Origin of the sequence: Variovorax paradoxus (genome assembly GCF_009498455.1) — a bacterium.
GTDB classification, from domain to species: Bacteria; Pseudomonadota; Gammaproteobacteria; order Burkholderiales; family Burkholderiaceae_C; genus Variovorax; species Variovorax paradoxus_H.
This window is the reverse complement of the sequence record NZ_CP045644.1, coordinates 3,844,117-3,867,327: the sequence shown is the minus strand read 5'-3', so window position 1 is coordinate 3,867,327 and position 23,211 is coordinate 3,844,117. Positions and strand designations below refer to the sequence as shown.

General features: G+C 68.0%; 18 protein-coding genes. 8 read left to right on the top strand and 10 right to left on the bottom strand.

The features are described from left to right. The first annotated feature begins 23 nt into the window (after nt 1-23). Both GFK26_RS17610 and GFK26_RS17605 read left to right on the top strand, forming a co-directional pair. Nucleotides 24-398 (top strand): YciI family protein, encoded by a 375-nt coding sequence (locus tag GFK26_RS17610; protein ID WP_153283089.1) that lies wholly within the window; start codon nt 24-26, stop codon nt 396-398. Further along, nucleotides 395-1,627 carry an RNA polymerase sigma factor gene (locus GFK26_RS17605; RefSeq protein ID WP_153283088.1) on the top strand — a complete coding sequence of 411 codons (1,233 nt, stop codon included), beginning with the start codon at nt 395-397 and terminating at the stop codon, nt 1,625-1,627. Before GFK26_RS17610 ends, GFK26_RS17605 begins: the two co-directional genes overlap by 4 nt. Nucleotides 1,628-1,632: 5 nt before the next feature. On the opposite strand, the gene GFK26_RS17600 is transcribed toward GFK26_RS17605, so the two are convergent. Then, nucleotides 1,633-3,066, bottom strand: a complete 1,434-nt coding sequence (locus GFK26_RS17600; RefSeq protein WP_153283087.1) for a serine hydrolase domain-containing protein — start codon at nt 3,064-3,066, stop codon at nt 1,633-1,635. Nucleotides 3,067-3,131: 65 nt separating this feature from the next. On the opposite strand from GFK26_RS17600, the gene GFK26_RS17595 reads away from it, so the two are divergent. Beyond that, nucleotides 3,132-5,717, top strand: coding sequence for an FtsX-like permease family protein (locus GFK26_RS17595; RefSeq protein WP_153283086.1), 2,586 nt, complete (start codon nt 3,132-3,134; stop codon nt 5,715-5,717). A gap of 24 nt (nt 5,718-5,741) precedes the next feature. Here the strand turns inward: GFK26_RS17595 and GFK26_RS17590 are convergent, their stop codons facing one another. Next, a complete protein-coding gene (locus tag GFK26_RS17590; protein WP_153283085.1) occupies nt 5,742-8,261 on the bottom strand; it encodes a penicillin acylase family protein in 2,520 nt (839 codons plus the stop codon). Nucleotides 8,262-8,369: 108 nt separating this feature from the next. Here GFK26_RS17590 and GFK26_RS17585 point away from each other — a divergent pair, with 108 nt between their 5' ends. Both GFK26_RS17585 and GFK26_RS17580 read left to right on the top strand, forming a co-directional pair. After that, nucleotides 8,370-9,446, top strand: coding sequence for a PLP-dependent cysteine synthase family protein (locus tag GFK26_RS17585; protein WP_153283084.1), 1,077 nt, complete (start codon nt 8,370-8,372; stop codon nt 9,444-9,446). 2 nt (nt 9,447-9,448) lie between these two features. Then, nucleotides 9,449-10,546 carry a lipocalin-like domain-containing protein gene (locus GFK26_RS17580; protein WP_153283083.1) on the top strand — a complete coding sequence of 366 codons (1,098 nt, stop codon included), beginning with the start codon at nt 9,449-9,451 and terminating at the stop codon, nt 10,544-10,546. A gap of 21 nt (nt 10,547-10,567) precedes the next feature. On the opposite strand, the gene GFK26_RS17575 is transcribed toward GFK26_RS17580, so the two are convergent. From GFK26_RS17575 to GFK26_RS17540, 8 genes are all read right to left on the bottom strand, one after another. Then, complete coding sequence (locus GFK26_RS17575) at nt 10,568-11,461, bottom strand: hypothetical protein (RefSeq protein ID WP_228121675.1); 894 nt, start codon at nt 11,459-11,461, stop codon at nt 10,568-10,570. A gap of 3 nt (nt 11,462-11,464) precedes the next feature. Beyond that, nucleotides 11,465-11,911 (bottom strand): cupin domain-containing protein, encoded by a 447-nt coding sequence (locus tag GFK26_RS17570; protein WP_153283082.1) that lies wholly within the window; start codon nt 11,909-11,911, stop codon nt 11,465-11,467. Between the two features lie 155 nt (nt 11,912-12,066). After that, entirely contained in the window at nt 12,067-13,053 is a 987-nt protein-coding gene (locus GFK26_RS17565) for a branched-chain amino acid ABC transporter permease (RefSeq protein WP_194273899.1), read from the bottom strand. A 10-nt stretch (nt 13,054-13,063) separates the two neighbouring features. Continuing rightward, on the bottom strand, nt 13,064-13,939 hold the full coding sequence (locus tag GFK26_RS17560; protein WP_101489724.1) for a branched-chain amino acid ABC transporter permease: 876 nt from the start codon (nt 13,937-13,939) through the stop codon (nt 13,064-13,066). 45 nt (nt 13,940-13,984) lie between these two features. After that, entirely contained in the window at nt 13,985-15,181 is a 1,197-nt protein-coding gene (locus GFK26_RS17555; protein ID WP_153283081.1) for an ABC transporter substrate-binding protein, read from the bottom strand. A gap of 31 nt (nt 15,182-15,212) precedes the next feature. Then, on the bottom strand, nt 15,213-16,412 hold the full coding sequence (locus GFK26_RS17550; RefSeq protein WP_153283080.1) for an ABC transporter substrate-binding protein: 1,200 nt from the start codon (nt 16,410-16,412) through the stop codon (nt 15,213-15,215). A 37-nt stretch (nt 16,413-16,449) separates the two neighbouring features. Further along, the gene (locus GFK26_RS17545; protein WP_153283079.1) at nt 16,450-17,157 is read right to left on the bottom strand and encodes an ABC transporter ATP-binding protein; all 708 of its coding nucleotides are present in this window, start codon (nt 17,155-17,157) and stop codon (nt 16,450-16,452) included. After that, nucleotides 17,157-17,927 (bottom strand): ABC transporter ATP-binding protein, encoded by a 771-nt coding sequence (locus GFK26_RS17540; RefSeq protein ID WP_099790985.1) that lies wholly within the window; start codon nt 17,925-17,927, stop codon nt 17,157-17,159. The genes GFK26_RS17545 and GFK26_RS17540 overlap by 1 nt, the downstream gene beginning before the upstream one ends. A 340-nt stretch (nt 17,928-18,267) precedes the next feature. Between GFK26_RS17540 and GFK26_RS17535 the strand changes: the two genes are divergently transcribed. From GFK26_RS17535 to GFK26_RS17525, 3 genes are all read left to right on the top strand, one after another. Next, entirely contained in the window at nt 18,268-19,485 is a 1,218-nt protein-coding gene (locus tag GFK26_RS17535) for an AGE family epimerase/isomerase (RefSeq protein ID WP_153283078.1), read from the top strand. Nucleotides 19,486-19,684: 199 nt separating this feature from the next. Next, nucleotides 19,685-22,240, top strand: coding sequence for a type VI secretion system Vgr family protein (locus tag GFK26_RS17530; RefSeq protein WP_194273898.1), 2,556 nt, complete (start codon nt 19,685-19,687; stop codon nt 22,238-22,240). After that, a complete protein-coding gene (locus GFK26_RS17525) occupies nt 22,240-23,211 on the top strand; it encodes a DUF4123 domain-containing protein (RefSeq protein ID WP_153283076.1) in 972 nt (323 codons plus the stop codon). Before GFK26_RS17530 ends, GFK26_RS17525 begins: the two co-directional genes overlap by 1 nt.

Sequence of the window (23,211 nt, the reverse complement as noted above, 5' to 3'; positions counted from 1 at the left end):
CTTTTCCTTCACGGAGAAACACCATGCAGTACATGTTGATGTTCTACCAACCCGCCGCCGAATTCGAACAACGCAACGACGCCTCGTCGCAGGCCTACCGCGCCAGCTGGGTCGCGTATGCCGATGCGGTGCGCCAGTCGGGCGTCGCGCTCGGCGGCCACGGCCTGTTGCCGCCCATGACCGGCACCACGCTGCGCGTGCGCGGCGACAAGCGCCAGGTGCAGGACGGCCCCTTCGCCGACACCAAAGAGCAGCTCGGCGGCTACTTCGTGGTCGACGTGCCCGACCTCGACGCCGCGCTCGAATGGGCCGCGCGCGCCCCCTGCGCCGCCAGCGGCGGTGTCGAAGTGCGGCCGGTCTTCACCGCCACCGCAGCGGCGGCCACGAGCCAGACGTGACCACTCCGGCGGCACATGACGCCGCCGAACGCGCGGCACGCGAGTCGTACGGGCGGCTGCTCGCCATCCTGTCCGCACGCACGCACGACATCGCGGCCTCCGAAGACGCCCTGGCCGACGCCTTCGCGCGTGCGCTCGAACGCTGGCCCGCCGACGGCGTGCCGGTGCAGCCCGACGCCTGGCTGCTGAGCGTCGCGCGGCACCGCAAGCTCGACGCCTGGCGCCACAGCCGCGTGCAGGACGACGCCACGCAGACGCTGCTGCTGCTCGCGGGCGAGATGGACGAGGCCGACCCCGATGCCGCCACCGTGCCCGACGAGCGGCTGCGCCTGTTTTTTGTCTGCGCGCACCCGGCCATCGACGCCGCCGCGCGCGCACCGCTCATGCTGCAGACTGTGCTCGGCCTCGACGCCGCGCGCATGGCCGGCGCGTTCCTCACCTCGCCCTCCGCGCTGGGCCAGCGGCTGGTGCGCGCCAAGGCCCGCATCCGCGCGGCCGGCATCTCGTTCGAATATCCGCAGGCGCGCGACCTGCCGCACCGGCTGCGCGACGTGCTCGACGGCATCTACGCCGCCTACGGCACCGGCTGGGACGACGTCGACGGTGCCGACGCCCTGCCCCGCGGCCTGACGACCGAGGCCATCGACCTCGGCCGCATCCTCTGCCGCCTGATGCCCGCCGAACCCGAACCGCTCGGCCTGCTCGCGCTGATGCTGTTCTGCGAGGCGCGCACCGCCGCGCGCCGCACCGAGGCCGGCGCCTACGTGCCGCTCGACCAGCAGGAGATCACGCGCTGGGACCACGCGCTGCTGGCCGAGGCCGAGCACCATCTGCGCACAGCGTCGGCCATGCAGTCGCTCGGGCCGTACCAGCTCGAAGCCGCGATCCAGTCGGCCCACTGCGAACGCCGCGCGGGCGCACCGGTGCCGCCGGAAGTGCTGGTGTCACTGTACGAAGGCCTGCTCGCGCTGCGTCCGAGCATCGGCGCGCAGGTCAGCCTGGCGTGTGCGCTGGCGAATGCGCGCGGGCCAGAAACCGGGCTGCGCGCGCTCGATGCGATTCCGTCGGACGAGGTGGCGAGCTACCAGCCGTTCTGGGCGGCGCGTGCGCATCTGCTCGCGGCCGGTGGCGCGCGCATGGCGGCGCGGCAGGCGTATGACCGGGCGATCGGGTTGAGCAGCAATGGCGCGGTGCGGGCGTACCTGCACGCGATGTCGGAACGGGCCTGAGGGGATCAGTCCTGCGGCACAGCAGCCGCGACCCGCCGCCCCTCAAGCCGGCTGCCACCCTGCGTCAGCGTGACCCCATTCACTTCACCGCCCTCACCACGCCGGAACACGAACTGCGCACCAATCGCCGTCACCGCAAAACGATCAGGCCCGGTGGGCGTGAGCCCGTTGTAAGCCTTGCCCGATTCGCGCGCCAGCAAACGCCCGTCGCGCACGGTGAAGCCCAGCACCTGCGACTTGCCGACGCGAAACTCGCCCGCGTAGTCGGCCAGGCGCTTCGGATCGATCGGCACTTCCGCGGTCGGCACCGGGTAGCGGCTCTTGCCGATGGCGAGCATCACGGGTTGCAGCGGTGCGCGCTGGTTGCTGGCGAGCACGATGAGCGCTTCGCCGGTGTCGGGCGCGAGCAGCCAGAGCGTGCGATAGCCCTCGGTGACGCCCGCGTGGTAGTAGGTGCGCCGGCCGGTCTCGGGGCCGCGCACCATCACGGCATAGCCGATCTCGGCGCCCTCGTAGCGCGCGAGCGGCGTGAGCAGGCGTGCGCCGGCCGGGCCCAGCGGACCCTGGGCGCCCGCGAGGATGGCGCGGCTGAAGGCCAGCATGTCGGCGGCGGTCGAGCGCAGTGCGCTGGCGGGAGCGTAGGCATGCATGTCGAAGCGCTGCTGGCGCTGGTCGCCCGCGAACGGCGGCGCCATGCGCGAGGCCTTGTCGCCGAGCGGGATCACGGTGTCGTTCATGCCCAGCGGTTCGGTGATGCGCGCGCGCACCAGCTCGCCCCACGAGGTGCCGTAGCGCAACGCCAGCAGCTGCCCGAGCAGCGCCATGCCGAAGTTGCTGTAGCGCGCCTCGCACGGCGCCGCGACGGCCGTGAGGCGGATGCGCGCGAGCGCGGCCCAGAACATCGGCAGGTCGAAGCTGCGGAACTGCTCGGCCAGCGGGGCGCCGCCGGTGACGCCGTCGGCCATCACGGGCAGGCAGCCGGTGTGCGTGACGAGCTGCTTGAGCGTGATCGCGGCCACGGCGGGCGGCACGCCTTCGGCCTGGCCGGCGAGCAGCTTGCCGACGCTGTCGTCGAGCGCCACGTCGCCGCGCTCCACGGCCTGCGCCAGCAGCAGGCCGGTGAAGACCTTGGTGACCGAGCCGATCTCGAACATCGGCTGCTCCGCGCTGGCGGGCGCAATGGCGCGTGCCACCAGCGGCTCGGGGTTGTGGGCGATGCCGTAGCCGGCCTTGTCGCCGCGCAGCACGCCGACCACCAGCGTGCCGCGCTCGGTGCCGAGCGCGGTGCGGGCCAGCACGGCGGGGTCGCTGGCGAGCGAGAGCGGTGCGGCGGGTGCGGACGGCGGTACGAGCTGCGCGCTCGCCGCGCCCGCCAGCCAGGGCGCGAGAAGCCAGGGTGCCAGCCAACGGCGGCACCAGGCGGAGGGCAGAAGCCGCATCGTCGGAATCCTCGGACGTGAAGTGGGAACAGCCGCCATCCTGCCACGGCGGCCACAATGACCCCATGCGTGCATTGCTTTCGACTTTCTCCTGGCAGGAACTGCGCCACCATCCCTGGCGCAACGCGGCGGCCGTGCTGGCCGTGATGCTGGGCGTGGCGCTGGCGTTTTCGGTGCAGCTCATCAACGCCTCGGCGCTCGACGAGTTCTCCAGCGCGGTGCGCTCGGTGAACGGCCAGCCCGACCTCGAGGTGCGCGCGGCGCAAGGCAGCTTCGACGAGGCCGTGTTCGGCCGGCTCGCACGCCGGCCCGAGGTGGCGCTGGCGAGCCCGGTGCTCGAGTTTCAGGGCCTCGCGCTGGGTGGCGACGGGCACCAGGTACCGCTGCGCGTGATCGGCGTCGATGCGCTCGCGCTGCCCACCATCGCGCCCGCGCTGATGCCGCAGCCGGCCGACGGTGCCGACCGCTTCGCGCTGTTCGCGCCCGGCCATGTGTTCCTCAACGCGGCGGCGCGCCAGGCGCTGCAGTTGCCGCTGCAGCCCGCGTCCGGTGAAAGCCTGCAACTGCGCAGCGGTGCCGCGTGGCAGCGCCTCGCAGTCTCGGGCCACGTGACGGCCGGCGGCACGGCGTTGGCGGTGATGGACATCGCGGCTGCGCAGGAGTTGTTCGGCCAGCTCGGCCAGTTGAGCCGCATCGACCTGCGGCTCACGCCGGGCACCGACCGCGCGGCCTTCGTGGCCGCACTCGAAAAGTCGACCGACTGGCCCGCGGGCCTGAAGTTCGCCGAGCCGGGCGATGCGGCCGAACGCGTGAGCAACCTGTCGCGCGCCTACCGCGTCAACCTCACGGTGCTGGCGCTGGTGGCGCTGTTCACGGGCGCGTTCCTGGTGTTCTCGGTGCTCGCGCTCAGCGTGGCCAAGCGCGCGCAGCAGTTCGCGCTGCTCGGCGTGCTGGGCCTCACGCCGCGCGAACGGCTGCGGCTGGTGCTGGCGGAATCGCTGGTGCTCGGGCTGATCGGCAGCGCGGCCGGGCTGGCACTCGGCACCGCACTCGCGGCCTTCGCGCTGCGTGTGCTGGGCGGTGACCTCGGCGGTGGCTACTTCGAAGGCGTGGCACCGCGGCTGCATTGGAGCGGCGCCGCCGCGCTGCTGTACGGCGGGCTCGGCGTGGTCGCCGCGCTCGTGGGCGGCTGGTGGCCCGCGCGCGCCGCGCAGGCATTGCCCGAGGCGCAGACGCTCAAGGGCCTCGGCGCCGCGCCCACGCAGGGCCGCCACCACTGGCTGGCGCTCGGGCTCATCGGCGCGGGCGCGGCGCTGGCCAACCTGCCGGCGATCGGCGGCATTCCGGTGGCGGCCTATCTGTCGGTGGCCTGCCTGCTGGTGGGCGGCATCACCGCCCTGCCCTGGCTCATCGCGCTGCTGTACGACCGCGTGGCGCCGGCGTTCGCGCGGCGCGTGCTGCCGATGCTCGCCATCGAGCGCGCGCGCCGCATGCGCGGCACGGCGGCCGTGGCGGTGAGCGGCGTGGTCGCGAGCCTGAGCCTCGCGGTCGCGCTCACGGTGATGGTCGCGAGCTTCCGCGAATCGGTCACGCACTGGCTCGACGTGGTGCTGCCGGCCGACCTGTACGTGCGCGCCACCTCGGGCGGGCGCGGCAGCGGCAACAGCGGCGGCACCAGCAGCACCGACACCGCGACCTTCGCGCCGGCCTTCGTGCAGGCGCTGGCGCAGTTGCCCGGCGTGGCGCGCACCGGCACGCTGCGCACGCAGTCGCTGCAGCTCGACCCCGCGCAGCCGGCCGTGACGCTCATTGCGCGCAGCCTCGAAGGTGGCGTGGTGCGCGGGCTGCCGCTGGTCGGCGAGGCGCTGCCCGTGCCGCCCGGTCAGACCGGCATCTACGTGAGCGAACCGATGGTCGAGCTGTACGGCGCGAAGCCGGGCACCGCGTTCGCGCCGTTGGCCGATGCGATGCGCACGGCCACGCCGCAGGTGTTCTTCGTGGCCGGCGTGTGGCGCGACTACGCGCGGCAGTTCGGTGCCATCGCGATGGACGCGCGCGACTTCGAGCGCATCACCGGCGAGCGCGACGTGAGCGACGTGGCGCTGTGGCTCGCGCCCGGTGCCTCCGAGGCCGAAGTGCAAGCGGCCGTGCGCGAACTCGCATCGCAGGCCTCACGCGACGGCGCCGTCGAGCTCGCCTCGGTCGGCCAGATCCGCGCGACCTCGCTGCGCATCTTCGACCGCAGCTTCGCCGTCACCTACTGGCTGCAGGCCGTGGCCATCGCCATCGGCCTGTTCGGCATTGCCGCCAGCTTCAGCGCGCAGGTGCTGGCGCGGCGCAAGGAGTTCGGCCTGCTCGCGCACCTGGGCTTCACGCGGCGGCAGGTGCTGGCCGTGGTGGCCGGCGAAGGCGCGGCCTGGACGGCCATCGGCGCGGTGGCCGGGCTGCTGCTCGGGCTGGCTGTGTCGGTGGTGCTGGTGAAGGTGGTGAACCCGCAGAGCTTCCACTGGAGCATGGACCTGCTGGTGCCGTGGATGCGGCTGCTGGCGCTGTGCGCCGCCGTGGTGGCGGCGGGCACGCTCACCGCGTGGATGGCCGGGCGCGCCGCGGCGGGGCGCGACGTGGTGCTGGCGGTGAAAGAGGACTGGTAGCGCCCTCTTCCATTTCCGCTCCCCCTAGCGCCCCGGCGTCAGCTGGATTCGTTCCACCGTCTCTTTCTCGACGGCCCCGCGGCTGTAGACCAGCGGCACGTACTTGCCTTCGAGCCACAGCGGCGCCAGGTCGCGGTAGTTCGGGCTGTCGGGGTTGCCCGACTGGCCCGGCGTGTTGATGACCCGCGACGCGTCCCAGTTGCCCACGTCGAGCACCATGCGGAACGACGCGCCCGAGGTCAGCTTGTAGTCGTTCGCGCGGTAGGTGGCGGCCATCGGCGTGAACGACGAGCCGGACATCGGCCAGTCGCCCACCTCGAGCTTCTTGCGCGTGGCCGCATCGACCACGCCGCCCAGCGGATGCCGGAACTCGGCGCGGTGCAAGGCGCCCCACTTCCATGCCGCCGGGTCGGGCCCGAGCTTGGCGGACAGCTCCTGCATCGCGGCAGGCAAGGTCGTCAGCAGCAAGGCGTCGCGTTGCGCGTTGCTGACCCAGCCGGACGGGTTCTCGAGCAACAGCACCATGCGCGTGTTGTCGCCCGGCGCGGCAAGCGCGGCGGCGGCATCGCCCGCCCCGGCCTTGAGCACGGCCTGGCGCAGGAACTTGCTGCTCCACACCTCGTACAGCGCAGCGGCCGCGCTGTCGCGGTCCATGGCGCCATTCCAGCCCTGCAGCAGGCGCAGCGCTGCGGCGGTCTGTGCGTCGTCGCTGCGCTGGCCGGCCAGCAGCTTCAGCAGCCGTTGCGCCGGCGTCGCGACGATGTCGTTCTGCATGCGCTCCGAGTCCTCGATGGTGAAGCGTGAACCTGCCGCCACCTTGGCCGCGAACAGCTCCTTGAGCCGGCGCGCGCGGGCCGCATCGCTCCATTCGTAGCCCACGCCCTTCTTGGCGGCGGGATGGTCGGGCGGGATATTGTTCTCGTTGGCCGTGACCACATAGCCGCGCGCGGGGTTGAACTCCGACGGCAGCTCGTCGCCGTTGCGAAAGCCCGACCATTCATAGCGGCCGTCGCCCGGCACGGGCATGAGGCCGTCCCAATTCGGACGGATGGGCGTGAGCCCGCCCGGAATCCAGCCGACGTTGCCGCTGCTGTCGGCATACACCTGGTTTTCGCCCGGTGCGCCCCAGCGGTTCATGGCGGCGCGGAACTGGTCCCAGTTGCGTGCGCGCATGTAGTCCATCGAACCGAAGTACGGCGCCATGCCGGGCTCCAGCCACGCGGCGCGCAGGGCAAACGCGCGGCGCTTGCCGGGCTCTGCCACCAGCACGGGGCCATGGCGCGTGAAGGTGTTGACCACCTCGCGCGGCGCGCTCTCGCCCTTGACCGCGATGCGCTCGGTGACGCGCGTCATCGGCTCCCAGCGGCCCTGGTAGCGGTACTCCTCGGGGTTGCCCGGGTTCAGCTCGTACACGTACAGGTCTTCCTGGTCCATGTAGAAGCGCGTGAGGCCGAAGGCGATGGTGCCGTTGTGGCCGATCGACAGGCCCGGCAGGAAGGGCTCGCCCGCGCCGATGGCGTCCATGCCGGGCGCGCTCAGGTGCGTCATGTAGCGCAGGCTCGGCGCGCCGTGCGAACGGTGCGGGTCGTTCGCCAGAATCGGCCGGCCCGTGGACGTGAGCTTGGGTGCGATGACCCAGTTGTTGCTGCCGTAGGCGGCCGTGGGATCGCCTTGCGATGCGCGTTGATCCGCTTCGTCCTGCTCGGCCTTTGCGGCCATCGACTCGGCGCTGCCGGGCAGCAGCGCGACCGGCGTGGAAGACGCGCCCGCGTTCATGCCCACGCGCGTGTTCTCCTTGGTGAAGCGCGGCGAATCGGTGGCCCGCAGGTAGGCCGCGCGCAGTTCTGCCGCGGGAATGGTGCAGGGATCGAAACCGTCAGGCACCTTCGGCGTGACCGGCGGATCGAGTTCGCGGCGCAGCCAGTCGGCCTTGGCACCCGGCGCGCCGGCGCAGAAGGCGCGTGCGCGGTCGACCTCGGACGTGAAGTTGAGCGTGAGCCCGTGGTGCCGGATGCGCACCACGTCCTCGGGCGACCAGGCGGCCGGCTGGTAGCCCAGCAGCGCGAACTCGGTCGGCAGCAGCGCGGGCTGTGCGCGCACCTGCGCCACGTAGGCATTGACGCCGGCCGTGAAGGCCTCGGCCACGCGCTTGGCGTCGGAGCCGTAGGCGAGCCATTCGCGGTACATGTCGCCGCGGTAGAGCACGGCGCGCGCGGCGCGGTCGCTCTCGACCCAGGCGGGGCCGAAGTCCTTGGCCATTTCGCCGAGGCCGCGCTTGCGCCACAGGTCCATCTGCCAGAGCCGGTCGCGTGCGGCGATGAAGCCCTGCGCCACGAAGGCGTCGTAGAGCGTGCCGGCGTACAGGTGCGGCACGCCCCAGCGGTCGACCAGCACCTCGGCGGGCTTCTCGAGGCCGGGCACGGGGAAGGATGAGGCGGGGCGCGTGGGTGTGTTACTGCCCGGCGAAGTGGACGCACAGCCTGCGAGTGCAAGGACCGCAAGCGACACGGCGCCCAGGGAAAGCCGATGGCTCGTTCTCTTCATGTCTCTCGTCTCCTGTCTTGTTGTGGATTGGCAGCGCACAGTATCCCGATTTCCGCCGCTTTCCGTCACCCGCCGGGTGACAGGGCATGACTTGTAGACTGGCGCGCTATGCAGCCCACCCCTTCATCCTCCTCCTGCGGCGACTGGCTCTCCGGCGCGATCCGCCGCATCGAAGCCGACTACCAGCGCAGCGCCGACACGCACCTCATTCCGCTGCCGCTGCCCGCGCTCGCCGCGCACGGCATCGACCTGTACCTGAAGGACGAATCGACGCACCCCACCGGCAGCCTCAAGCACCGGCTCGCGCGTTCGCTGTTTCTCTACGCGCTGTGCAACGGCTGGGTGCGCGAAGGCACGACCATCGTCGAGGCGTCGAGCGGTTCCACCGCCGTGAGCGAGGCCTACTTCGCGCGGCTGCTGGGCCTGCCCTTCATCGCCGTGATGCCGCGCAGCACCTCGCCCGAGAAGGTCGCGCAGATCGCCTTCTACGGCGCGAGCTGCCACTTCGTCGACCACGCGGCGCAGGTGTACGACGAGGCTCGCGCGCTGGCCGAGCGCAGCGGCGGCCACTACATGGACCAGTTCACGTACGCCGAGCGTGCGACCGACTGGCGCGGCAACAACAACATCGCCGAGAGCATGTTCCAGCAGATGGCGCGCGAGCGGCACCCGGTGCCCGCGTGGATCGTGGTGGGCGCCGGCACCGGCGGCACCAGCGCCACCATCGGGCGCTACGTGCGGTTTCGCTGCCACGACACGCAGGTCTGTGTGGCCGACCCCGAAGGCTCGGTGTTCTCGGCCTACCACCGCAGCGGCGACACGACGCTGACCGCGCCCGGTTCGCGCATCGAAGGCATCGGCCGCCCGCGCGTGGAGCCCAGCTTCGTGCGCACGCTGGTCGACCGCATGCTCGAAGTGCCCAACCTCGACTCGGTGGCCGCCATGCATGCGCTGTCGGCGCTGCTGGGCCGCAAGGTCGGCCCGTCGACCGGCACCAACTTCGTCGGCATGCTGGCCGTCGCGCACGAGATGCGCGCGGCCGGCCAGCAGGGCTCGATTCTTTCGCTGCTGTGCGACGCGGGCGAACGCTACCTGCCGAGCTACCACGACGCCGACTGGGTGCGCAACGCCTTCGGCGACATCGCGCCGGCGCAGCAACGCATCGACGCGCTGGTGGCAGGTTGACGATGTCCACGCGCGCACCCGGCGGCCTCATCGCGCGGCGGCAGCTGTTGCTGCTGGCCGCGCTGGCCGCCTCGGGCGCGCCGCACGCCGGATGGGCCCTGCCCGCGAAGGCGCTGCAGTTTCCGCGCGACTTCGGCAGCCACCCCGAGCTGCGCACCGAGTGGTGGTACATCACCGGCCACGGGCAAACCGCCGCGGGCCGCGCGTTCGGCTTCCAGGTGACCTTCTTCCGCTCGCGCGTCGACGCCACGCAGGCCATGCGCTCGGCTTTCGCCGCCAAGCAGCTGGTGTTCGCGCACGCCGCCGTCACCGACCTCGAAGGCCGCGTGCTGCGGCACGACCAGCGCATCGCCCGCGCGGGCTTCGACGTGGCCTCGGCCAGCGAAACCGACACCGACGTGCGGTTGCGCGACTGGTCGCTGGTGCGCGATGCCGGCAGCGGCGCCTACACCGCGCGCATCCCGGCCGGCGAGTTCACGCTCGACCTGCGCTTTGCGCCGTCGCAGCCGGTGCTGCTGCAGGGCCGCGAAGGCCTGTCGCGCAAAGGCCCCGACCCCGAGCAGGCGAGCTACTACTACAGCGAACCGCAGCTGCAGGCGCAAGGCCGCCTCACCTTGCAGGGCCAGGCCCCGTTCGAGATCGCCGGCACCGCGTGGCTCGACCATGAATGGAGCGAAGCGCTGATGCATCCCGAGGCCGTGGGCTGGGACTGGATCGGCATGAACCTCGACGACGGCAGCGCGCTCACCGCCTTCCACCTGCGCCGCCGCGACGGCAGCGCGTTGTGGTCCGGTGGCTCGTTCCGCCCGCGCGGCGGCGCGGCGCGCATCTTCCAGCCCGGCGACGTGCGCTTCGACGCCCTGCGCAGCTGGAGCAGCCCGCGCACCCGCGCGAGCTACCCCACGCACTGGCGCATCGACACGCCCGCGGGCCGCTTCGAGGTGCAGGCGCTGCTCGACGACCAGGAACTGGACAGCCGCGGCTCCACGGGCGGCGTGTACTGGGAAGGCTTGAGCGAGCTGCGCGATGCGCAGCAAGGCAAGCGCGTGGGGCGCGGGTACCTCGAGATGACGGGGTATGCGGCGCCGCTGCGGTTGTGAGCCGAAGCACAGCGCGATGGGCTACTTCACGCCCTGGCTCAACGCTTGCGCCGTGTTGCGCGACAGCGCGCGGACGTAGCCGTCGATCGCCGAAGCAACCGGCGCAAGCTCGGTGCTGCTCAGCCGCTTGAGGTCGCGCGGTTCCTGGAAATCCTTCAGTTGCCGCACCCGTTGCCGCTGCTGGGAGAGCATCGGCTCGTAGGCCGCGAGGTTCAGCGGCGGGTCCATGACGAAGACCTTGGCTTCGATCGCGGGCACCGCGAAGTACCGCGTCGACGCGAGCATGCCGCGCGTGAAGAGGCCCGAGTTCTGCATGAAGCTCTCGTCGCAGGGGCCCCCGATGCACTCCATGCGCGCCTGCGTTCGCGTCGCCTCGACGAGGACCACCGCGGAGATCTGATCCTCCTTCAGCTTGCGTGCAGCCCACGCCTGCGCAGGATTCGCGATCCAGCGACCGTCCTTGAAGATGGCCAGCGCGTTGACGGAGGTCGTGGCAAAGCTCGTCAACCGAACCACCTGGAAGCCCGCCTTCTCGAGCTCCGACGTGAAGGCCTCGTAGACCTTGGCCGTGGGGTTCCAGGGGAACGGGTACGGGGTCGAGAAGTTGTTGAAGACGGTCGTGCCCACATGCATGTGTTCCGCGGATGCGGGCATCCGGACGAGCAGGCCGACCTTGGCGCCCTTCGCGAGCTTGCCGGCATCCGGCGGCAGCGTCGGCGGGGTCATGCACCCCGTCAGCGCGAGCGCCATGAAAAGTGCGAGCAGTCGTCTGCGCATGGGGGTCTCCTCCATCTTCTTGTCGGTGTGGGCCTGTGCGGCCGGGTGCGGATGATTGTGCCGAGCGCTGCATGCGGCGTCGCCACGGGAACCGGTGGTTTTGGACAGGGTCGGCTTGTCAGTGCCGATGAGGGGCACGACTCATGCGGAGACCGTCACGCCATTGCGCTCCAGCACGGCCAGCAGCTTCGGAATGTCCGGCGCCGGCCCCACCGGGATCTCGCGGTCGATCGCGGTGAACATCTGCGCGGCCATCGCGTCCTTCCCGGTGATCTCGAGCATCTGGCCGCCGCCCTTGCCGTAGTGAAAGCCATGCACCGTGCCGCGCGGCACATGCACCAGCGTGCCGGGCTCGCACCGGTGAGCCTGGCCGTCGCAGTGGAACTCGACCTCGCCGCCGAGCACGTAGAACGACTCGTCCCAGTCGTGGCTGTGCGGCGGTGGGCCCGTGCCTTCGTCACCGCGCTGGAAGGTGACGCCGTAGCTCTGCGTCGAGGCGTTCGACGCCAGCACCGTCACCTGCGTGCCGAGCACGTTGAGCGGCGTTTCGCGCCGATCGGGTGTGAGGACAAAGTACGGAAGGGCCATGGCCGGCTCCTCGAAGTGGGAGCCAAATTCTGCGCCCCGCGCACAGGGGGCACAAGCGGTGGCACCGCAGGGAGGGTAACCACCTCGCTTTGACGCCCTGACGGCGCAGACGATGCTCGCGGGCACCGTCTGCCGCCGTCATGGCGCCTGCGTCGCTACTTCGCGCGACGCCGATCGATGAAGGCGATGATCTCGCCCATGATGCCCTTGCGGAAGGCCAGCACGCAGATCACGAAGATCAGGCCCGTGACCATGGTGACCGACTCGCCCAGCGTGTTGAACCAGTCGATGGTCGTGACGCGCGCCAGGAAGCTGCCGAGTTCGCCGATCTTGTTTTCCAGCAACACCACCACCGCCGAACCCACGATGGGACCCGACAGCGTGCCCAGGCCGCCGACCAAGGTCATCAGGATGACCTGGCCCGAAGCGGTCCAGTGCACGTCGGACAGCGTGGCAAAGCCCAGCACCAGCGTCTTGAGCGAACCGGCCAGACCCGACAGCGCGGCCGAGATCACGAAAGCCAGCAGCTTGAAGCGGCCCACGTCGTAGCCCAGCGAGAGCGCGCGCGGCTCGTTTTCCTTGATGCCCTTGAGCACCTGCCCGAAGGGCGAGTGGATGGTGCGCACGATCAGCAGGAAGGCCAGCACGACGACGACCAGCGCCACGTAGTACATGGTGAGGTCGTTCGACAGGTCGATGACGCCGAAGAGCTTGCCGCGCGGCACGCCCTGCAGGCCGTCTTCGCCGCCCGTGAACTTGGCCTGCAGCGCGACGAAAAACATCATCTGCGCGAGCGCCAGCGTGATCATCGCGAAGTAGATGCCCTGGCGCCGGATGGCCAGCACGCCGAACAGCCAGCCCAGCAAGGCGCCGGTGAGCGTGCCCGCAATGAGGCCCAGCTCGGGCGTGAGGCCCCAGACCTTGATGGCGTGGCCCGCCACGTACGCGGAGCCACCCAGGAAGGCCGCATGGCCGAAGGACAGCAGGCCCGTGTAGCCCAGCAGCAGGTTGAAGGCCGCGGCGAACAGCGCGAAGCACATGAGCTTCATCACGAACACCGGGTAGGCACCGAAGAACGGCGCCAGCACCAGGGCCACCAGCAGCAAGGCGTAGACGACAGTGGAGATTTTTTTCATGTTCATGCCGTTCGCCTTACTTCTCTTTGCCGAACAGGCCGGCGGGGCGAATCAACAGCACGATGACCATGATCACGAACACAACCGTCGAGGAAGCCTCGGGATAGAAAACCTTGGTGAGCCCTTCGATGACGCCCAGGCCCAGGCCCGTGAGGATGGCGCCCATGATGGAGCCCATGCCGCCGATCACGACCACTGCGAAGACCACGATGATGAGGTTCTGCCCCATCAGCGGCGACACCTGCATCACCGGTGCGGCCAGCACGCCGGCGAAGGCGGCGAGCGCACAGCCGAAGGCGTAGGTCAGCGTGATCATCAGCGGCACGTTGACGCCGAAGGCTTCCACGAGCCGCGGGTTCTCGGTGCCGGCGCGCAGGTAGGCGCCCAGGCGGGTCTTCTCGATCACGTACCAGGTCGCGAAGCAGATCACCAGCGACGCCACGACCACCCAGGCGCGGTAGTTGGGCAGCACCATGAAGCCCAGGTCGGTGGCGCTCGACAGCGCGTCGGGCGCGTCGTAGGGCAACCCCGACACGCCGTAGACCGAGCGGAACACGCCTTCGATCAGCAGCGTGAGGCCCAGCGTGAGCAGCAGGCCGTAGAGGTGATCGAGCTTGTAGATCCAGCGCAGCAGCAACCGCTCGATGACCACGCCGAACAGGCCGATGAGGATCGGCGCGGCGATCAGCATCACCCAGTAGTTGACGCCCAGGTACTCCATGGCCATCCAGGTGAGGACGGCCCCGAGCATGAACAGCGCGCCGTGCGCGAAGTTGATGACGTTGAGCAAACCGAAGATCACCGCCAGCCCGAGGCTCAGGATGGCGTAGAACGAGCCGTTGACCAGCCCCAGAAGGAGCTGGCTCAACAAGGCGGGAAGGGAAATGTTCATAAGCGTTTCAACGAACCCGGGCGCCGCAAGGACGCCCGCGGGAGGTCACTTCCAGAGGGCGCAGCGGCTTTCGGCCTTGGTCGTGAAGACTTCTTCGCCCTTGAGCTTCTGGATCACCTTGTAGTAATCCCACGGCTGCTTGGATTCGGCCGGCGACTTGACCTGCACCAGGTACATGTCGTGCACGAAGCGGCCGTCGGCGCGGATGTTGCCCTTGGCATAGAAGTCGTCGATGGGCGTGGACTTGAGCGTGGCCATGACCTTGTCGGCATCGACCGTCTTGGAGGCCTGCACGGCCTTCAGGTAGGTCATGGTGGCCGAGTAGTCGGCGGCCTGGATGTCGGTGGGCATGCGCTTGGTCTTCTCGAAGAAGCGCTTGCCGAAGGCGCGCGTCTTGTCATCGAGGTTCCAGTCCCAGCTGGTGGTGAGCAGCAGGCCTTCGGTGTTCTTCAGGCCCAGGCTGTGCACGTCGGTCACGAACACCAGCAGGCCCACCATCTTCATGTTCTTGGTGATGCCGAACTCTTTCGCGGCCTTGATGCTGTTGATGGTGTCGCCGCCGGCATTGGCCAGCGCCAGCACCTGCGCCTTGGAGTTCTGCGCCTGCAGCAGGAACGACGAGAAGTCGGACGTGTTCAGCGGGTGCTTCACGCTGCCCAGGACGGTGCCGCCCTTTTCCTTCACGACCTTGGTCGCGTCGGCTTCGAGCGCCTGGCCGAAGGCGTAGTCGGCCGTCAGGAAGTACCAGCTCTTGTCGCCGCGGCCGATCACGGCCGAGCCGGTGCCCTTGGCGAGTGCCACGGTGTCGTAGGCGTAGTGCACGGTGTAGGGCGTGCACTGTTCGTTGGTGAGCGCCGAGCTGCCCGCGCCGTTGACGATGAAGACGCGCTTCTTCTCGTGCGCCACCTTGGCCATGGCCAGGCCGGTGCCCGAGCTGGTGCCGCCGAACAGCATGGTCAGGCCCTGCGTGTCGATCCACTCGCGCGCCTTCGAGGCGGCGATGTCGGCCTTGTTCTGGTGGTCGGCCGTGAGCAGCTCGATGGGCATGCCGTTGACCTTGCCGCCGAAGTCGTCGATGGCCATCTGGATCGCCAGCGCGCCGTTCTTGCCTTCGACGTCGGCGTACAGGCTCGACATGTCGGTGATGAAGCCGATCTTGACCTTGTCCTGCGCCTGGGCGGCACCGGCGGCCAGCACGGCGGCGGCGAAAACGGCGGAGAGAGCGAATGTGGTGGTCTTCATGAATGGTGTTCCTGTGGGGTGTTCGGTGGTGTCACTTCCAGAGCGTGCACTTGGACTCGGCCTTGGTCGTGAACACGGTGTCGCCGGGCAGCTTCTTCACGAGCTTGTAGTAGTCCCACGGCGTCTTCGATTCGGCGGGCGACTTGACCTGCATCAGGTACATGTCGTGCACGTAGCGGCCGTCGGGACGGATCTGGCCGGAGCCGAAGAAGTCGTTGATCTTCATCTTCTTGAGCTCGGCCATGACCTTGTCGGCATCGTCGGTCTTGGCCGCGTCCACGGCCTTGAGGTAGGTCATGGTGGCCGAGTAGTCGGCGGCCTGGATTTCGGTGGGCATGCGCTTGGTCTTGTCGAAGAAGCGCTTGGAGAACTTGCGGGTCTCGTCGTTCAGGTCCCAGTACCAGCTGGTGGTGAACTGCAGGCCTTCGGTGTTCTTCAGGCCCAGGCTGTGCACGTCGCTCAGGAAGATCAGCAGGCCGGCCAGCTTCATGGTCTTGCCGATGCCGAATTCTTTCGCCGCCTTGATGCTGTTGACGGTGTCGCCGCCCGCATTGGCCAGGCCGAGGATCTGCGCCTTGGAGTTCTGCGCCTGCAGCAGGAACGACGAGAAGTCGGACGCGTTGAGCGGGTGGCGCACCGCGCCGACGATCGTGCCGCCCTTGGCCTTCACGACGGTGGAGGTGTCGGCTTCGAGCGCATGGCCGAAGGCGTAGTCGGCCGTCAGGAAGAACCAGGTCTTGCCGCCGCCGTCGACCACCGCGGCGCCGGTGCCCTTGGCGAGCGCGACGGTGTCGTAGGCGTAGTGCACGGTGTAGGGCGAGCACTGTTCATTGGTGAGCACCGACGAGGCCGCGCCGTTGTTGAAGTACACGCGCTTCTTCTCGGCCGCGACCTTGGCCAGCGCCAGGCCGACGCCCGAGTTGGTGCCGCCGAAGACCATGCTCAGGCCTTGCGTGTCGATCCACTCGCGCGCCTTCGAGGCGGCGATGTCGGGCTTGTTCTGGTGGTCGACCGTGAGCAGCTCGACCGGCTTGCCGGCCGCCTTGCCGCCGAAGTCGTCGATGGCCATCTGGATCGCCAGCGCGCCGTTCTTGCCTTCGAGGTCGGCGTACAGGCTCGACATGTCGGTGATGAAGCCGATCTTGATCTTGTCCTGGCCTTGCGCCTGCGCGGACGCTGCGAGCGCCAGTGCAGTGAAAGCCAGGGCGAAAGCGGTGAGCTGATTTTTCATGGATGTCTCCGGCAGTAGCAAGAAGGGGTGAAAGAACTCAGACGCCGAGCAGCTCGGTCAGCACGGGCATCTTGGCTTCGAGTTCGGACGCACCGAATTTCTCGACGATGCGGCCGTGCTCCATCACGTAGAAACGGTCGGCCAGCGGCGCGGCGAAGCGGAAGTTCTGCTCGACCATGACGATGGTGTAGCCCTTGGCGCGCAGCGTGGTGATCATGCGGGCCAGCGCCTGCACGATGACCGGCGCCAGGCCTTCGGAAATCTCGTCGAGCAGCAACAGCTTGGCGCCGGTGCGCAGGATGCGCGCCACGGCCAGCATCTGCTGCTCGCCGCCCGACAGGCGCGTGCCCTGGCTGTGGCGGCGCTCCGCGAGGTTGGGGAACATGGCGTAGATCTCGTCGACCGACATGCCCGGCCCCGCGCCTTTCAGCTCGGGCGGCAGCATCAGGTTTTCTTCGCACGAGAGGCTGGCGAAGATGCCGCGCTCTTCGGGGCAGTAGCCGATGCCCAGGTGCGCGATGCGGTGCGTCGCCATCGAGATGGTCTCGACGCCGTTGACCTTGATGCTGCCCTTGCGGGCGCCGGTGAGTCCCATCACGGCGCGCATCGTCGTCGTGCGGCCCGCGCCGTTGCGGCCCAGCAGCGTGACGACTTCGCCCGGCTGCACGACCATGTCGACGCCGTGCAGCACATGCGATTCGCCGTACCAGGCCTGCAGGCCCTTGATCTCCAATGCAGCGGTCATCAGTGCGCCCCCTGCATCTGGCCGTCGGTGGTGCCCATGTAGGCCTCCATCACCTGCGGGTTCTTCGAGACTTCGGCGTACGGGCCTTCGGCCAGCACGGCGCCGCGCTGCAGCACCGTGATGGTGTCGGCAATGGTCGAGACCACGCTCATGTTGTGTTCGACCATCAGGATGGTGCGTCCGGCCGACACGCGCTTGATGAGCTCGGCCACCCGGTGCACGTCTTCGTGGCCCATGCCCTGCGTGGGTTCGTCGAGCAGCATCAGTTCGGGTTCCATGGCCAGCGTGGTGGCGATCTCGAGCGCGCGCTTACGGCCGTAGGGCAGGTTCACGGTCTGTTCGTCGGCCAGGTCTTCGAGGCCCACCTCGGCGAGCAGTTCGCGGGCGCGCGCATCGAGCGGCTTGAGCGACTTCTCGCTCTTCCAGAAGTGGTACGAGGTGCCGAGCTTGCGCTGCAGGCCCAGGCGCACGTTCTCGAGCAGCGTGAGGTGCGGGAACACCGCGGAGATCTGGAACGAGCGGATCACGCCGCGTCGCGCGATCTGCGCCGGGCGTTCGCCCGTGATGTCGTGCCCGTTGAACAGGATCGTGCCGGCGGTCGGCTCGAGGAACTTCGTGAGCAGGTTGAAGCAGGTCGTCTTGCCGGCACCGTTGGGGCCGATGAGCGCGTGGATCGAGCCGCGCTTCACCGAGAGGTCAACCTTGCTGACCGCGGTGAATCCCTTGAATTCCTTGGTGAGCTGGCGTGTTTCAAGAATGACGTCGCTCATCTCGCGGCGTCGTCCGTGTGCGGAAAAAAGAAATCGGTCATGCGGTCCATCTCAACGCGCCACCATCGAGCGCGGACCGATTGTTGGGGGCCGCTATGCAATTGCATACTGGGGCAAATGCCTATGCTGCACTGCAACCATTCACAGAGTGCGCGGCCTCTGCGCGAGCGACTGTCGTCCCGACGACATTGCGCACTGCAACACGCACACCTGCGAACGCGCGATGCCTGCACGCGCACAGGCATGAGGCGCTCGACCATGCATGCGCCCTTCGCGAAAAACTTGCGCGCTCGCTGCACTGCAACGATGCTCTTTCACCCGGATTGAATCCATCACCGCCATGCCGAACCAGCCGAACTTCCGCTCGCCCGAATTCCTCACAGGCCACATCGCACACACGCTGGCGTTCTATGCGCCGCGCAGCCGCGATGCCTCGGGCGGCTTCTTCCATTTCTTCAAGGACGACGGCACGGTGTACGACCGCCGCACGCGCCACCTCGTGAGCAGCACGCGCTTCGTGTTCAACCACGCGATGGCGTGGCGCCGCTTCGGCCAGCCCGACGACCTCGCGGCGGTGCGGCACGGCCTCACGTTTTTGCAGACCGCGCATGCGCAGCCGAATGGTGGCTATGCATGGCAGATCGACTGGGATGGCCATCAAGCCACCGTGCAGGACGGCACGCAGCACTGCTACGGCCTGGCCTTCGTGCTGCTCGCGCACGCGCATGCGCTGATGGCCGGCGTCGAGGAAGCGCGCGCCGGCCTCGCGCGCACGCGCGACCTGATGGAACAGCATTTCTGGGAGCCCGCGCACCAGCTGTACGCCGACGAGGCCACGCCAAGCTGGCAGGTCGGCCCTTACCGCGGCCAGAACGCCAACATGCACGCCTGCGAGGCGATGCTCGCGGCCTACGACGCCACGCGCGAGCCCTTCTACCTCGAGCGTGCACGCACGCTGGCCGAAAGCATCACGGGCCGGCAGGCCGCGCTCGCCGACGGGCTGGTGTGGGAGCACTACCGCGAGGACTGGTCGGTCGACTGGGACTACAACCGCGGCGACAAGACCAACATCTTCCGGCCCTGGGGTTTCCAGACCGGTCACCTCACCGAGTGGGCCAAGCTGCTGCTTCAGCTCGACAGCCACCTGGGCCCCGACGCGCCCGGCACCGAATGGATCGTGCCGCGCGCGCGCCACTTCTTCGACACCGCGATGCAGCGCGGCTGGGACACCACGCATGGCGGACTGGTCTACGGCTTCGGGCCCGACGGCGCGGTGTGCGACGGCGACAAGTACTTCTGGGTGCAGGCCGAAAGCTTCGCCGCCGCCGCCCTGCTCGCGGCGCGCACGGGCGACGCGGGCTACTGGGACTGGTACGACCGGATCTGGGCCTACAGCTGGGACCATTTCGTCGACCACACGCACGGTGCGTGGTACCGGGTCCTCACGCCGCAGAACGCGAAGATCAGCGACGAGAAGAGCCCGGCCGGAAAGACCGATTACCACACGATGGGCGCGTGCCATGACGTGTTGAGGGCGCTGGGCCACGGCATGCAGTAGACCGCTCTCCAGTCGCCGTAGCTTCTGCTAGCCGACCTCGCGTTTGGGCCTCTTGTGCGCCCCGCGATGCCGAGTCGCGTGAATTTTTCGCAATCCGCTGAGCCAAGCTCCTGACATGCCGGGTGTTTCACCATTGTTTGCAGAACCGGAACGGCGGGGGCAGCAGACTCCGCAGACTCCTCACCCCGGTCTGCCGCACGTGCCTCACACCCTCTCCATTTCCAGCACCGCCATTCCATTGTTTGACGGCGTTCCGACGCTGGCCCCCATACGGCTCGCGGGCCAGGAAGGCATGAACAGCCTGTTCGCCTATGAGTTGCTTCTCAAGACACCCGATGCCCTGAATCTCGGCGCGAGCGAGGCGGCCAACTTCGACCTCGATGCGTTGATCGGTCGCGAGATCAACTGCATGATCGAACTCGACGGCTCCGGAACCCGCTCTTTCGGCGCCACGGGCTCGGACACCGATCACATCGGATCCGGCGTGCGGCAGATCAATGCCCTGATCACCGATGCTTCCGTTTGGGGCGAGGAAGGCCGACACGTCCAGTACAAGCTGACGCTTCGTCCCTGGCTGCATTTGGCCACCCTGACGACCAACTGCAAGATCTTCCAGGACATGACCGTTGTCCAGATCCTCGACGAACTACTGGCCGACTATCCATTCCCTGTCGACAAGCGCCTGTTCGAGACCTATCCACCTCGTGATTTTCAAACTCAATTCAACGAGACGGACTTCGATTTCTTCAGCCGCCTGTGCGAGGAATGGGGTCTGAGCTATCACTTCGAGCATTCCGCAGACAAGCATCGGCTGATCCTGAGCGACGCCATGGGCGCCTACAGGCCGGCCGACAGCGAGGCTTACCACGAGATCGAGTACCACGCGCCCGGCTGGAAGACCGATGCCGAGTACATCAGCAGCTTCGTTCCCCACAGCCATCTCACAAGCGGTCAATACGCCACCCGCGACTATGACTACACCCGACCACGGGCCGACTTGAGCGCAGGGCGCAAGGCCCCCCGACCGACTGGTCAGGCCGAAGGCGAGGTCTACGAGTGGCACGCCGACCACGCCGGGAGTCACTATGCCCAACCTCGCGCCGGCATTGCCGAATCCAACGATCCTCAAGACGAAGGCCGGCTGATCGCCCTGCTGCGGATGCAGACCCTGCGCACGCACGGCGAGCGCGCACAGGCCAGCGGCAATCTGCGCAGCATCGTGCCAGGCCGCACGTTCCGGTTGCGCAGGCACCCACGCGAGAGAGCCAACACCGAGCACCTCGTCCTCGACACCCATTTCGTCATCGAAAACGTTGGGCAAGACAGCCAGAACCGGGATGCCACACGAGAGCGACAACAGCAATGGCAGGTGCACGTCGACTTCACGGCCCATCCGACGAGTCAGCCCTTGCGGCCGATCCCGGTACGCGCCAAGCCAAAGACTGGTGGCCCGCAACCCGCACTGGTGGTTGGCCCCGAAGGCGAGAACCTGTGGACCGATGATCTCGGCCGCATCAAGGTTCAATTCCCCTGGGATCGATTCGGCCAAAAGAACCAGCACAGCAGTTGCTGGCTGCGTGTCAGTTCGCCTTGGGCTGGTAATCAGTTGGGTGGCATCCACTTGCCACGCATCGGGCAGGAAGTGATTGTCGAGTTCTACGGTGGAGACCCCGATCTCCCGATCTGCACCGGACGCGTGCCCAACCAGATGAACACGCCGCCCTGGCGGTTGCCGGAGCAAAGCGCATTGTCGGGCTTCAGAAGCCGAGAACTCACCGAAGGCGGCGGCAACAGCGCAGCCGGGCGCAGCAACCACATGGTGCTGGACGACACCCATGGAAAGATCCAGGCGCAACTCAAGAGTGATCACCAGCACAGTTCGTTGAGCCTGGGTCACATCACCCGCGTCGAAGACAACGCCGGCCGCAAAGACGCCAGGGGCGAAGGCTTTGAACTCCGCACCGATGGACATGGGGCGATTCGCGCCAAGGACGGCCTGCTCATTACCACCGAGGCGCGAAACAATGCCATGAGGCATGTCAAGGATCTCGGCGAGACGATCACCCGTCTCACGCAGGCCCGCGAGCAGCATGAGAGCCTTGCGGATGCCGCGCAACAAGCCAGAGCGCAAGACACGGGCAGCGACCAGAGCGATGTCACCGCTGTCCTGAAATCGCAGAACGAAGACATTGCCGGACTCGGGTCACGGGCTGGCAACGAGGCCGGCTTCCCCGAACTGGGCGCACCGCATCTGGTACTGGCAAGCCCAGCTGGCATCGAAACCAGCACACCGGGCAGCACGCATGTGGCCAGCGGAGAACATATCGCGCTGACCAGCGCCCGGCATACCAGCCTGAGTGCAGGTGCCAGCTTGTTCGCAAGCGTGAAGGGTGCGATTCGTTTGTTTGCCTACAAGGCCGGCATGCGCTTGGTCGCGGCCCAGGCTGACATCGACATCCAGGCACTGGAGAAGAATCTCAAGCTGCTCGCCAAGCTGGATATCACCCTCACCGCCAACCGCATCGAAATCACCGCCAAGGAAGAAGTCATTGTCAACGGCGGCGGTAGTTTCAGCCACTGGAAGGCGGAAGGCATCACGCACGGGACCAAAGGTGCATGGGTCGAGCATGCCACCACGCATTCGCTGCTCGGCCCTCGGAGCCTACCCTTGCCAGAGTTCAAGTTCGCCGAGGCGGTTTGCAAGGAGTGCCTGCTCAAGGCCTTGGCCGCGGCTTCGCCGATGGGGCGCCGCTGATGGAACGCGTGTACCTGCAAGACCCGCTGCCGGTCGAAAAAATTCAATCCCTCGTGGAATGGCATCAGCGAGTCGCGTCCAAGGCGCCCAGGGACACGATATGGGCGGTCGTAGACGGCGCCATTCTTGGTGCGGAGGGCTTGACGCGTTTGCAAGCCATCTACGGCGATCCCGTTCGCGCGTTCGATAACACGGCATTGGCCGACTATGAAGAACTGGGCCTCTTGCTGTGGCCGCTGTCCCATCTGGTCGAGAAGGACTCCGCAGAGTCCTTGCGCCTTGCCCTGTCGGGAAAACCTGGACTGAGCTTCGCGCGCACAGAAGATTCACTCGCGCTTTTGACATGCACGCTGACTTGGTTGACCGCCGTGGTCGCAGAGGACGATTTGCCACTCTATCTGCGCGTCGGCGATACCCGCGTGTTGCCCAGCGTGATCCAGCATCTGCGTCCCGAGCAGCATGCCATCTTGCAGGGGGCAGTCAAGGAATGGGTCTGGTTCGACCGGGCGTGTGCGCTTCGCGTGGTGCGCTCGGACGGCGGGCCCGCCTCTCCCGTTCCTGCTGAGAGTTGCCGTATAGATGATGCGCAATATGCAGCGTTGCTGGAAGATGCCGAAGCCGATCTCCTGCATGCGGAACTGCGCCGCGCACTCCCGGAATCTCACACCCCTCGGCGTTCGAGCGAACTCCATTCGTGGCTGGAAAAAATCATTGCGCGTGCCGAAGCACTGGGACTCCAGCGTTTGCCCGATCAAGTGGTTTTCGCAGCGCTCGCCCTGGATGTTCCCGACGGTTTTGAAATGCTGAACGAACTCGGGCAAACATGGCTCGACATGCGCTCCGGCGCCCCCAGCCTGGGCCAGCGCATCGAACGCTGGGGCGACGGCGAGTGGTATGCGATCGAGAATTTCCGGCAGACCATTGCAGCACGTCAGGCCAAGCCTCCCGTTATGGGCACCCGAAGAGGCTGA

Bases quoted from the DNA above. Each gene is read 5' to 3' on its own strand.
- GFK26_RS17610 (WP_153283089.1), top strand. From the start codon at position 24: ATGCAGTACATGTTGATGTTCTACCAACCCGCCGCCGAATTCGAACAA.
- GFK26_RS17600 (WP_153283087.1), bottom strand. From the start codon at position 3,066: ATGCGGCTTCTGCCCTCCGCCTGGTGCCGCCGTTGGCTGGCACCCTGG.
- GFK26_RS17595 (WP_153283086.1), top strand. From the start codon at position 3,132: ATGCGTGCATTGCTTTCGACTTTCTCCTGGCAGGAACTGCGCCACCAT.
- GFK26_RS17590 (WP_153283085.1), bottom strand. From the start codon at position 8,261: ATGAAGAGAACGAGCCATCGGCTTTCCCTGGGCGCCGTGTCGCTTGCG.
- GFK26_RS17585 (WP_153283084.1), top strand. From the start codon at position 8,370: ATGCAGCCCACCCCTTCATCCTCCTCCTGCGGCGACTGGCTCTCCGGC.
- GFK26_RS17580 (WP_153283083.1), top strand. From the start codon at position 9,449: ATGTCCACGCGCGCACCCGGCGGCCTCATCGCGCGGCGGCAGCTGTTG.
- GFK26_RS17570 (WP_153283082.1), bottom strand. From the start codon at position 11,911: ATGGCCCTTCCGTACTTTGTCCTCACACCCGATCGGCGCGAAACGCCG.
- GFK26_RS17565 (WP_194273899.1), bottom strand. From the start codon at position 13,053: ATGAACATGAAAAAAATCTCCACTGTCGTCTACGCCTTGCTGCTGGTG.
- GFK26_RS17560 (WP_101489724.1), bottom strand. From the start codon at position 13,939: ATGAACATTTCCCTTCCCGCCTTGTTGAGCCAGCTCCTTCTGGGGCTG.
- GFK26_RS17555 (WP_153283081.1), bottom strand. From the start codon at position 15,181: ATGAAGACCACCACATTCGCTCTCTCCGCCGTTTTCGCCGCCGCCGTG.
- GFK26_RS17550 (WP_153283080.1), bottom strand. From the start codon at position 16,412: ATGAAAAATCAGCTCACCGCTTTCGCCCTGGCTTTCACTGCACTGGCG.
- GFK26_RS17545 (WP_153283079.1), bottom strand. From the start codon at position 17,157: ATGACCGCTGCATTGGAGATCAAGGGCCTGCAGGCCTGGTACGGCGAA.
- GFK26_RS17540 (WP_099790985.1), bottom strand. From the start codon at position 17,927: ATGAGCGACGTCATTCTTGAAACACGCCAGCTCACCAAGGAATTCAAG.
- GFK26_RS17535 (WP_153283078.1), top strand. From the start codon at position 18,268: ATGCCGAACCAGCCGAACTTCCGCTCGCCCGAATTCCTCACAGGCCAC.
- GFK26_RS17525 (WP_153283076.1), top strand. From the start codon at position 22,240: ATGGAACGCGTGTACCTGCAAGACCCGCTGCCGGTCGAAAAAATTCAA.